This window comes from Mesorhizobium sp. GW821-FHT04C10 (assembly GCF_059420305.1).
Window position 1 is genome coordinate 5,809,010 of record NZ_JBWKTL010000001.1, and the last position, 11,259, is coordinate 5,820,268.

Sequence of the window (11,259 nt, forward strand, 5' to 3'; positions counted from 1 at the left end):
CTTCGCGTGAACTATCTGATGCGACGACTGGCGACGTTTCCTCTCGTCCTGCTTGGCGTGTCCATCCTGGTCTTCGTGGCGATCCGGATGGTGCCGGGCGATTCAATCACGGCGATGCTCGGCACCGAGGCCGGCCTGCTGACGCCGGCACAGCGGGATTCGCTCGCCGCCTATTTCGGCATCGACCAGCCCTGGTTCGTCCAGTACTGGCGCTGGATCGGCGGCATCCTGCACGGCAATTTCGGTATTTCCGTCACCTATGGCAGGCCGGTGCTTGACGTCATCCTCGAGCGCTTCCCGCTGACGCTGGAACTGGCTGTCCTGTCGATGATCATCGCGCTCATCGTCGGTTTGCCGGCGGGCATCTTTGCCGCCACGCACAATGAAAAACCGTCCGATCTCGGGGTTCGCATCGTCGCCATGATCGGCCAGTCGACGCCGAGCTTCGTGCTTGGCCTCCTGATCATCTACACACTGTCGGCGGGCTTCGGCGTGCTGCCGGCGATGGGCGAATTCGCGCCGCTCTGGCAGGATCCCTTGCGCAATTTCAGCCAGCTGATCCTGCCTGCCATCACGCTGGGCTTCGCCTTCGCCGCGTCCGTCACCCGCATATCGCGCTCGGCCATGCTCGACGTGTTGAGCGACGATTATGTGCGCACCGCGCGCAGCAAGGGCGCGTCGGCGCGCAGCGTCATCTGGCGGCATGCCCTGCCCAACGCGCTCATCCCTGTGGTGACGCTTGGTGGCATCGAGTTCGGCTATCTCCTGGGCGGCGCCGTCATCGTCGAACAAATCTACGCCCTGCCTGGCCTCGGCCGCATGGTGCTCGACGCCATCCTGCAGCGCGACTACGCGCTGGTGCAGGGAGCCGTGCTGTTCATCGCCTTCAACTTCATGATCGTCAATCTCCTGGTCGACCTCGCCTATGTCGGGCTTGATCCGCGCATCCGTCTGGGAGAGCAGTGATGCGCATCCTGCGCGCCATCTTCGGGCATGGCAGTGGCCGCATCGGCGGCGTCATCGTCGGCGTCTATCTCATGATCGCCATCCTCGGCCTGGCCGGGCTGACGCCGCACAACCCGATCACGCAATTCCGCGTTGACCGGCTGCACGCCCCCAATGGCGCCTACTGGATGGGCACCGACCTGTTCGGCCGCGACGTGGCCAGCCGGCTGATGGCAGGCATCGGGCAGTCTTTCACGGTCGCCTTCTTCTCGGTGACCTTCGCGACCCTTGCCGGCACGGTGCTCGGGCTCGCGGCAGCCTGGCTCGGGCGCCGCTGGGACGGCGTGGTTATGCGCATCATGGACGTGCTGCTGGCCTTCCCGGCGATCCTTCTGGCGCTGCTCATCGTCACCGTCGCCGGGCCGGGCACATGGACCAGCGTCGTCGCCATCGGCATCGTCTACACGCCGATCTTCACCCGCGTGGTGCGCGGCCCTGCTTTGTCGCTCAAGGCGCGCGAATTCGTCGACGCGGCGCGCACCTTTGGCAGCAGTTCGAGCTACATCGTCACGCGCCATCTGCTGCTCAATCTGGTGGCGCCGCTGACCGTGCAGGTGACGCTGGCGCTGGCCTGGGCGCTGCTCACCGAAGCCGGTCTCAGCTTCCTCGGGCTGGGAACGCAGCCGCCCGCGGCCTCGCTCGGCCTGATGCTGAGCGACAGCCGCAATCTGATGGAGACCGCGCCCTGGCTGATGATCTTTCCGGGGCTGACCATCATGATCAGCATCCTCGGCTTCAATCTGCTGGGTGATGCCTTGCGCGATATCCTCGACCCCAGAATGCGGAGGGCGCCGGCATGAGCCCGCTGCTGTCCGTCCGCGATCTGCGCGTCGGCTTCGGCCGCGACCGCCAGGCCAATGAGGTGGTGCGCGGCGTCAGCTTCGATCTTGCCGATGGCGAGACACTGGCCATTGTCGGCGAAAGCGGCTCCGGTAAATCGGTCACCGCACTGTCGATCAACCGGCTGATCGATTTTGGCGGCGGCCGCATCATTGGCGGCTCGATGACGCTGAAGCGTGCCGACGGCAGTCTCTTCGACCTGATGGCTGCCACCGAGGCGCAGCTGACCGGCATTCGCGGCGCCGAGATCGGCATGATCTTCCAGGAGCCGATGACTTCGCTCAATCCGGTGCTGACCATCGGTTCGCAGATCGAGGAATCGTTTCGCCTGCACAGAGGCCTGACCGGCAGGCAAGCCACGGCCGCGGCCAAGGATGCGCTCGACCGCGTGCGCATCCCCGACGCCGCGCGGCGGCTGAAATACACGCCCAACCAGTTGTCCGGCGGCATGCTGCAAAGGGTGATGATCGCCATTGCTTTGGCCTGCAATCCGCGCCTGCTGATCGCCGACGAGCCGACGACCGCGCTCGACGTCACCGTGCAGGCGCAGATCATGGCGCTGCTTGCCGAGCTGAAGCGCGAAACCGGCATGTCTGTCATCTTCATCACCCATGATATCGGCCTGGTTGCCGGCATCGCCGACAAGGTGATGGTCATGCAGAACGGGCAGGCCGTGGAGCAAGGCGAGCTGAACCAGATTCTTGACAGGCCGCAGCACCCCTACACACAGCATCTGCTGCAGGACGTGCCGCATTTCGCCAACGGAAGCGCGACGCGCGCGGACGGACAGCGCGCCAAGGACGCACACGCAGAACCGGCCTTGAAGGTCGACGGACTGGTGGTGCGGTTCCCCCTCAAGAGCAATTTCTTCAGCCGCGCCACCGGCGCTGTGCACGCCGTCGACGGCGTTGATTTCGACCTGATGCCGGGCGAGACCTTGGCCATCGTCGGTGAGAGCGGTTCTGGCAAATCGACCACCGCGAGGGCGGTTCTCGGGCTGGTGCGCTCGACACGTGGCAGCTTCTCGGTCGGCAGCCGAGCGGCTGCCGCCGGGCGCGGCACCAAGCCCGTGCAGATGGTGTTCCAGAACCCCTATGCCTCCCTTAACCCGAGGCTGACCATCGGGAGCATCCTGGCCGAACCGGAGATCGCCGCCGGCGGCCGGGTGAATGCGGAAACGCTGGCGAGGATGGCGACCCTGCTGGAACGCGTCGGCCTGCCCAGGAACAGTCTTGAGCGCTATCCGCATGAATTCTCCGGCGGCCAGCGGCAGAGGCTGTGCATTGCCCGCGCGCTGATGCTCAATCCCTCGGTCGTCGTTCTCGATGAAGCGGTGTCGGCGCTGGACGTCTCGGTGCAGGCCAAGGTGCTGGAGTTGCTGGTCGACCTGCAGCGCGAGTTCGGGCTGGCTTATCTCTTCATCTCGCACGACATGGCGGTGGTCGAGCGGATCGCTCATCGCATCGCCGTCATCTATGCCGGCCAGATCGTCGAGATCGGCGACGCGGCCTCGGTGCTGTCGAAGCCGAAGCATTCCTATACGAAGAAGCTGATCGCCGCCGTTCCGACCATCGAGCGGCGGCGCGAGCATTTCGAACTGGACACACGCCAGATGCCTTCGCTTGTGCGCCCTCGGGGGTTTGAGCCGGCGCCGGCGCGGTGGGAGCAGTTTGGGGGCGATCATATGGCGAGGGTGGAAGGGTGATGGCTCTGGGATATCCGAGGTTGGCGGGACAGCGCCCCCCTCTGCCCTGCCGGGCATCTCCCCCACTAGGGGGGAGATTGGCAGCGTCGCCCGCACCGCCTTTTCTGCAACGCTGGCGATTGGCGAAGGCCGTGACGCATCCAATCTCCCCCCTAGTGGGGGAGATGGCCGGCAGGCCAGAGGGGGGCGCCAAGGATCGCGGCCTTTCAGATGGAGGCCGCCTTTGAGCACCCTCACCCAACTCTTCGACCGCGCATTTCAACCACTGGAAGCGGCTGTAGCAGAGGGTCGTATCCCCGGCGGCGTGCTCGGCATTGTCGACAACCATGGCCGCCGCATCGTCAGGGCAATCGGCTCGGCGCAACTTGTGCCCAAGCAGCGGCCGATGACCGCCGAAACCTGGTTCGACCTGGCGTCCCTGACCAAAATCATCTTCACCACGCCGCGCATCCTGGCGCTGGCGGAGGACGGCGTCGTCGATCTCGACGCGCCGCTGATCTCGGTTCTCCCGGACCTTCGCCAGTATGACGCAGGGGCTTGGGAGCGGAAGGTGACGTTTCGCCAATGCCTCGGCCACCAGACGCCGTTTCCGGCCGTCGAGCCGATCTACACTTACGGGCGTGACCCCGACCTGCTGCGCGCCTTCATCCTGCAGCGCGAATGGCGCGCCCGTGACCCCGTCTATTCCGATATCAATTTCATCCTGCTCGGCTTTGCGCTGGAACGGCTTTCGGGCAAGACCATCCGCGACCTGGATCCCGGCCCCGGCTTTGCATGGTCCACGGAGCCGGATGTCGCCGCGGCGACCGAGGACTGCACCTGGCGTCATCGCGTGCTGTCCGGCGAAGTCCATGACGACAATTGCTCGGCCCTGCAGGGCGCCGGTCATGCCGGCCTGTTCGGCACAGTCGCTTCAGTGCTGGATTTCGCGCAGGAGCTGCTGACCGGCGCTTCCAAGAATTCGATCGCGCTGATGCGCACGCCCTTGTCCGCCACCCGCACCCATGGCTGGGAGCGCCCTTATGAGGGCTGGTCCGGCGGGGCCTCGTGCAGTCCCGGAACAATCGGCCATACCGGCTTCACCGGCACCGGACTGTGGATCGATTTCGACAAGGGCAAGGCCTGGACCTTGCTCACCAACCGGATCCATCCGACACGTCATTTCGACAGCGGCATTGTTTCGCTTCGGCAGACGGTCGGCGATCTCGTCAATGGACTTTAGGAGCTAGATGATGGAACCAATCTGGGCCGTCGGCCTGATGACCGGCACCGTGCTTGACGGCAATATCGACGTCGCGCTGATCAAGACCGATGGCGAGCGGATCGACGATTTCGGCACCTACCGGCTGATGCCCTACCCCCAATCGATCCGCTCGCTGCTGGAAGAGACGCTGACGGCTGCACGGGCCTGGAACTTTGTCGGACCGGAACCGGCGATCTTCCGCACAGCCGAGGAAGCGCTGACGCGTGCCCAATCGGCAGCGGTGAAGGAATTGGTCGAGGGCTATGGCATGACGATGGCCGATATCGGCGTCGTCGGCTTCCACGGCCAGACCGTGCTGCATCGCGCGCCGCAGGTCGGACGGCTCGGCCAGACCCGGCAACTCGGCGACGGCGAGCTGATGCACGCCATTTTGGGCACCAAGGTCGCCTATGATTTCCGTTCGGCCGACATGCGCGCCGGCGGACAAGGCGCACCCCTGGCCGCGGCCTATCACACCGCGCTGATGCGTAGCGCCGGAGCGAGCGGCGAGGTCGCCGTGCTCAATCTCGGCGGCGTCGCCAACATCACCTGGTGGGATGGTGCCGACAATGTCGTCGCCTTCGACACCGGACCCGCCAATGCGCCGCTCAACGATTTCATCAAGTCGAAGGGGCTCGGGGAAATGGACCGCGACGGCGCACTTGGCCGGGCGGGGACGGTCGACGAAGCAAGGCTGGCCAAGCTGTTGCAGCATCCCTATCTCGGCAAGCCCTACCCCAAATCGCTGGACCGCTTCGACTTCGGCGCCGCGATGGCGGATGGCCTCGATGCCGAGGATGGAGCCGCCCTGCTCACTGCCTTCACCGCCGGCGCCGTCGGCAAGGCGCTCGACCTCTTGCCACACCGGCCGAAAAAGCTGGTGGTCAGCGGTGGCGGTCGCCACAACCCGACGATGATGGCCATGCTCGCCAGCCGCGCCGGTGTCGATGTGGTGCAGGCCGAAAGCCTCGGCTGGAGCGGCGACGCTGTCGAGGCCGAGTGTTTTGCCTTCCTCGCGGTGCGCGTGCTGCGCGGCCTGCCGATCAGTTTTCCAAGCACCACGGGTGCGCCGCAGCCGATGCGCGGCGGACGGCTGGCGGGCTGATCACTCAGCCAACCAGTTTCTTCTGCAGGAAGATGCGGCTGCGGCCAACCGGAAAATCGGCCAGCTCGCCGAAGGGCTGATAGCCCTGGCGCTGGTAGACCTTGTCGGCGTTCGGGTTGAAGGTGTCGATCAAGGCGCCATGGCAGCCGCGCGCCACGGCTTCCTGTTCGGCCGCGTCCAGCATCTTGCCGGCCATGTGCTGGCCGCGCAGCCTTTCGTCGACCCACAGCCATTGCACGTAAAGCCAGCCCCAGGCCGTGTAGCCCGAAATGCCGGCGACAACCGCACCATCCTCATCGCGTACGAACACAGCCAGCGCTTTCCTTTCGGACGCGCCGACATCGCCGTCGTTGAACGCCGTCAGGCGCTCGCCGAGAAAGGCCAGTTCTTCCGGCAAGGGGTTTGCCGTTGTTTCGAGGTTCGTCTTCATGGCTCTTTCCGGAAAGCTCGGCTGGATGGGAGTGGAGCGTTACGAGGCGCAAGGCCCTGGCGCAATGCCTATGTCGGCTCTCGAACAGGTGGCGGGTCCCCACCATTGCGGAATTCGGACGCGGCGATGCCGTAGCGCTTGAGCTTGTCGTAGAATGTCTTGCGCGGCACGCCGAGCGCATCGATGGCCCCGCGCACATCGCCGCCATGGTCGCGCAGCGCGTCGCGGATGAGTTGTGCCTCATATTGCCCGACCCGCTCCGGCAACGCCGCCGAGGGTTCGGGCAGCCGCGCGGGCGCCTCGGCTTCGTCGTCCAGGCCGAGACCGAGCGCCACTCGGTCGGCAAAATGGGCAAGCTCGCGCACATTACCCGGCCAGTCATGCGACTGGAGATGATCGCTCACCGCAGCGTTCACCTTTGCGACCGGCCGGCCGAAGCGCTCCGCCGCCTTGCCGAGGAAATGCCCGAACAGCATGGGGATATCGCCACGCCGCTCACGCAGCGGCGGAATGCGCAGCGTCACCACGTTGAGGCGGAAATAGAGGTCCTCGCGGAAATCGCCGCGCTGGTCGGGCCGTCCGAGATCGACCTTGGTTGCCGCGACGACCCTGAGATCGAGGCGCCGGGTCTCGTTCGAGCCGAGCGGCGTGAGGCTGCGCGTCTCCAGCACCCGCAGCAGCTTGACCTGGAGAGCCGGCGGCATGGATTCGATCTCGTCGAGGAAAAGCGTGCCGCCGCTGGAATGCTCGACGCGGCCGATCCGCCGCCGCTGCGCGCCTGTGAACGCTCCCGCCTCGTGGCCGAACAGCTCGCTTTCGATGACGGTCTCGGGCAGAGCACCGCAATTCAGCGCCACGAAGGGTTTTGCCCGTCGCCGGCCCCACCGGTGCAGGAGGTCAGCCACCACTTCCTTGCCGGTTCCGGTCTCGCCTTCCACGAGCACGTCGACATCCATGTCGGCGATCTGCCGCAAGGTTTCGCGCAGGCGGCGGATTGAAGGCGCTTCGCCGATCAGCGGCAGGCCGTCGGCGGCTTGTGCGGCGGCTTCACGCAGGCGCCGGTTTTCCATCACCAGCCGCCGCTTCTCCGATGCTCGCTTCAGCGCCTCGACAAGGCGATCGCCGGCATAGGGTTTTGGGATAAAATCGTAGACGCCGTCCTTGAGCGCGGCGACCGCAAGATCGACATCGCCATGTCCGGTGACCAGGATCACGGGTATGTCGGGGTCGATCGCCTTGATGCGGTCGAACAGCTGCAGGCCGTTCATGCCCGGCATGCGGATGTCGCTGACGACCACGCCGTCAAAATCCCTGTCGACGACGGCAAGTGCTGCCTCGGCGGCATCGCGCGCGACCACCGTGAAGCCGGCGAGTTCGAGCAATTGCGTGGTGGCATGCAACAGGTCGGCATCGTCGTCGACGAGCGCCACCAGCCCTGATCCCTCGTTCATTCAATTCGCCTCAAATCGATGGTGAAGGATGCGCCTTTGGCACTGTCGGGATCGAGCCGCAGCGTGCCGCCCAATTCCTGGGCGATCTCCTGCGAGATCACCAGCCCGAGGCCGAGCCCTTTCTCCTTGGTGGTCTGGAACGGCATGAACAGATTGCCGGCCGCTTCAGGCCCGAGGCCGGGACCGTTGTCGCGCACCGAAATCAGCACCCTGTCGTCGCGCTCCGCAATGTCGATCTCGATGCGGGGAGCGGGCTGGTCCTTCATGGCGTCGAGTGCATTCTGCAACAAGTTGACCAGGATCTGCTCCAGCCGGATGCGGCTTGCCATCACCATCGGCGATGCATTGCCGCGTGGCTTGACGATGGTGACGCCGGAATCGCGGATGCGGCCAGACAGCAGCGACAGCGCGCCGTCGATTGCCTCGCGCACCGGCAGCGGCGAAGCGGCGACACCGGGGCGGCGGGCGAAAGTGCGCAATGTGCTGGTGATGGCGCCAATGCGTTCGGTCATCGAGACGATCGAGGTCAGATTGCCGCTTGCCGGTTCGGTCTTGCCGCCTTCGAGAAAGCGGCCGGCATTCTCGGCATAGGTGCGGATGGCGGCGACCGGCTGGTTGATCTCGTGCGCGACGCCGGCGGCGATCTGGCCGAGGATGGAAAGCCGGTTGGCCTGGGCGAGATCGTCGCGCAGCCGGCGGACCTTGGCTTCGGCGCTCTCGCGCTCTGCGATCTCGCCGGCGAGTGCGGCGTTAGAGCGTGTCAGTTCGGCGGTTCGCGAGGATACCCGGCTTTCGAGTTCGGCATTCATGCGCGCCAGCGCCTCCTGCCGCAGCCGGCGTGTGCGGCGGCGCCTTGTGAGCACATAGGCAAGCAGGCCGGTAAGCAGCAGCCCGAGCAGCGTCGTCAGGCGCGCCGTGTTGGCGGCGGACGAGAGGGCGGCGTCGGCCGGCGTCAGCAGCCAGAGGCGCCAGCCGGGGACCGCACCGGGCAGGTCCTGCACCACCTCGACGAACTGGCGCGGCTTTCCCGAGCTCTCGATCGTCGCCTGGCCGTCGCCGGCACCGCGCCGCATCGGCAGCGGTTCGAAGGCGGCATCGGACAATTGCAGCTGCTCATGGGCAGCGGCGGCATCTTGGGCGGAGAGCGGCGCCAGCGCATGAAACCGCCATTCGGGCTGGCTGGTGGCCAGAACGACGCCGCGTTCGTCGGTGACGAAAACGAGGAACCCGCTGGAGCGCCAATTGGCCTCGACGCCATCGAGTTCGACCTTCAACACCACGACGCCCAGCGGCTTGCCGTTGTCGTCGACGCGACTCGAGAGATAGAGGCCCGGCCGGCCGCTGATCGTGCCCAGGCCATACTGGCTGGCAGAGCCCCTCGCCATTGCCTCGTTGAAATAGTGACGAAAATTATAATCGATGCCGACAAAGCTCGTCGGCTCGCCGGCATTGCTGGCAGATATCGCGACGCCCGCCGTGTCGATGACGTAGATGGCGGAGGCCGAGGCATCGCCGGTGATCGCCTTGAGCTTGTCGTTGAGGGCCGCTTCCTGCATGGTCCCGGCCCGGCGCAGCGCCCCGCGCACGGCATCGTCGCGAGCCAGCACCAAGGGAACCAGGCGCTGCTTCTCGATTTCGCCTGTCAGCGTCCCCGCCGCCAGCGGCAGGGCGGCAAGTGCCGTGTCGCGCAGGTCACTGGTCGCCTGGCCGGTGGCGATGCGCCCCGCGATGGCGATCGCGCCGGCCAGTATCGCAAGGGCGATAATGACGATGAGCCAGCGGCCATCGCGCAGCCGGCCAACCGCCTCGCGCAGCGGTTCGCCGCCGGCAAACCCGGCTGAGCCGCTATCAGTGCGTGCCTGCGGCGTCTGCCTCTCCCTTTTCTCGCGGCCTTGCGGCCACACTCTAATGCGAAATTCCGCCCAGGCAATCGCCTCCTGTGCGGAAATCCGCACACGCCCCCATCGAAGGCCGCTGAAGAACGCCCGGAAACCCGGGATTCCGGCCTTTCCCCGATCTGGCACAGCGCTTGCAAAACTCCTTCCAGCGGCGGGCGACCGGAACGCCGCGATGGGAGAAGTCACGCAGGACGGGTTCCGTCCATCCGGCCAGGGAGAGTTCGATGCACATCGCAGACCAATCGGGCGCGGCCGCCGCGCAGCGCAAGCCCCTCTATGCCCAACTCTACGTGCAGGTGCTGGTGGCGATCACCGTCGGCATCCTGCTCGGCCATTACTATCCGTCGATCGGCGAGAGCATGAAACCGCTCGGCGACGCCTTCATCAAGCTGGTCAAGATGATCATCGCCCCGGTCATCTTCCTGACGGTTGCGACCGGCATCGCCGGCATGAGCGACCTGCAGAAGGTCGGCCGCGTCGCCGGCAAGGCGATGCTCTACTTCCTCACCTTCTCGACGCTGGCGCTCATCATCGGCCTCATCGTGGCCAATGTCGTGCAGCCGGGCGCCGGCTTCAACATCGACCCGGCAACGCTCGACGCCTCGACCGTCAACACCTATGCCGCCAAGGCGCATGACCAGTCGGTCACCGGCTTCCTGATGAACATCATTCCCGGCACGATCGTCGGCGCCTTCGCCGATGGCGACATATTGCAGGTGCTGTTCTTCTCGGTGCTGTTCGGCATCGCGCTGGCGCTGGTCGGCGACAGGGGCGCGCCGGTGCTCAACTTCCTGCAGGCGCTGATGGCGCCGATGTTCAAGCTGGTCAGCGTTTTGATGAAGGCAGCCCCCATCGGCGCTTTCGGCGCCATGGCCTTCACCATCGGCAAATACGGCATCGGCTCTGTCATCAACCTCGCCATGCTGGTCGGCACATTCTACGCGACATCGCTGCTGTTCGTGTTCGTCGTGCTGGGTGCGGTCTGCCGTTACAACGGGTTCTCCATCCTGTCGCTGCTCCGCTACATCAAGGAAGAGCTGCTACTGGTGCTGGGCACCTCCTCGTCGGAAGCGGCGCTGCCCTCGCTGATGGAGAAAATGGAGAAGGCCGGCGCCAAGCGCTCAGTGGTCGGCCTGGTCATCCCGACCGGCTATTCCTTCAACCTCGACGGCACCAACATCTACATGACGCTTGCCGCGCTGTTCATCGCGCAGGCGACGAACATCCATCTCTCGATCGCCGACCAGATCCTGCTGCTGCTGGTGGCGATGCTGTCGTCCAAGGGCGCCGCCGGCATTACCGGCGCGGGCTTCATCACGCTCGCCGCGACACTTTCGGTGGTTCCCTCCGTGCCGGTCGCCGGCATGGCGCTGATCCTCGGCGTCGACCGCTTCATGTCGGAGTGCCGGGCGCTGACCAACTTCATCGGCAATGCCGTCGCCACGCTGGTGGTCGCGCGCTGGGAAGGCGAACTCGACGAGGCCAAGCTGGCGAGAGCCCTGGCCGGAACAGTCGACGACAGCCTGCCGGCGGACATCGTTCCCGCCGAGTGATCCGCAGGAGCGCACGATAGCGAATGGCC

Annotated in this window: 9 protein-coding genes; 6 read left to right on the top strand and 3 right to left on the bottom strand. The window is 65.8% G+C overall.

The window, feature by feature from the left end; all coding sequences use genetic code 11:
• Positions 1–6 precede the first annotated feature (6 nt).
• The 5 genes from AC07UC_RS28255 to AC07UC_RS28275 all read left to right on the top strand — a co-directional run bounded on the left by AC07UC_RS28255 (position 7) and on the right by AC07UC_RS28275 (position 5,898).
• Positions 7–966: an ABC transporter permease gene (locus AC07UC_RS28255; RefSeq protein WP_140769237.1), complete on the top strand. Its 960-nt coding sequence runs from the start codon at positions 7–9 to the stop codon at positions 964–966.
• Positions 966–1,805: an ABC transporter permease gene (locus AC07UC_RS28260; RefSeq protein ID WP_494908125.1), complete on the top strand. Its 840-nt coding sequence runs from the start codon at positions 966–968 to the stop codon at positions 1,803–1,805. The genes AC07UC_RS28255 and AC07UC_RS28260 overlap by 1 nt, the downstream gene beginning before the upstream one ends.
• Complete coding sequence (locus tag AC07UC_RS28265) at positions 1,802–3,550, top strand: ABC transporter ATP-binding protein (protein ID WP_494908126.1); 1,749 nt, start codon at positions 1,802–1,804, stop codon at positions 3,548–3,550. Before AC07UC_RS28260 ends, AC07UC_RS28265 begins: the two co-directional genes overlap by 4 nt.
• A 223-nt stretch (positions 3,551–3,773) precedes the next feature.
• Positions 3,774–4,772, top strand: a complete 999-nt coding sequence (locus tag AC07UC_RS28270; RefSeq protein ID WP_494908127.1) for a serine hydrolase domain-containing protein — start codon at positions 3,774–3,776, stop codon at positions 4,770–4,772.
• A gap of 10 nt (positions 4,773–4,782) precedes the next feature.
• On the top strand, positions 4,783–5,898 hold the full coding sequence (locus AC07UC_RS28275; protein WP_494908128.1) for an anhydro-N-acetylmuramic acid kinase: 1,116 nt from the start codon (positions 4,783–4,785) through the stop codon (positions 5,896–5,898).
• 4 nt (positions 5,899–5,902) lie between these two features.
• Here AC07UC_RS28275 and AC07UC_RS28280 read toward each other — a convergent pair whose 3' ends face one another.
• The 3 genes from AC07UC_RS28280 to AC07UC_RS28290 all read right to left on the bottom strand — a co-directional run bounded on the left by AC07UC_RS28280 (position 5,903) and on the right by AC07UC_RS28290 (position 9,734).
• On the bottom strand, positions 5,903–6,328 hold the full coding sequence (locus AC07UC_RS28280) for a GNAT family N-acetyltransferase (RefSeq protein ID WP_140769247.1): 426 nt from the start codon (positions 6,326–6,328) through the stop codon (positions 5,903–5,905).
• Positions 6,329–6,396: 68 nt separating this feature from the next.
• Positions 6,397–7,779, bottom strand: a complete 1,383-nt coding sequence (locus tag AC07UC_RS28285; RefSeq protein WP_494908129.1) for a sigma-54-dependent transcriptional regulator — start codon at positions 7,777–7,779, stop codon at positions 6,397–6,399.
• The gene (locus tag AC07UC_RS28290; protein ID WP_494908130.1) at positions 7,776–9,734 is read right to left on the bottom strand and encodes a sensor histidine kinase; all 1,959 of its coding nucleotides are present in this window, start codon (positions 9,732–9,734) and stop codon (positions 7,776–7,778) included. The genes AC07UC_RS28285 and AC07UC_RS28290 overlap by 4 nt, the downstream gene beginning before the upstream one ends.
• Positions 9,735–9,901: 167 nt before the next feature.
• On the opposite strand from AC07UC_RS28290, the gene AC07UC_RS28295 reads away from it, so the two are divergent.
• Positions 9,902–11,230, top strand: a complete 1,329-nt coding sequence (locus AC07UC_RS28295) for a dicarboxylate/amino acid:cation symporter (RefSeq protein ID WP_494908131.1) — start codon at positions 9,902–9,904, stop codon at positions 11,228–11,230.
• Positions 11,231–11,259 lie beyond the last annotated feature (29 nt).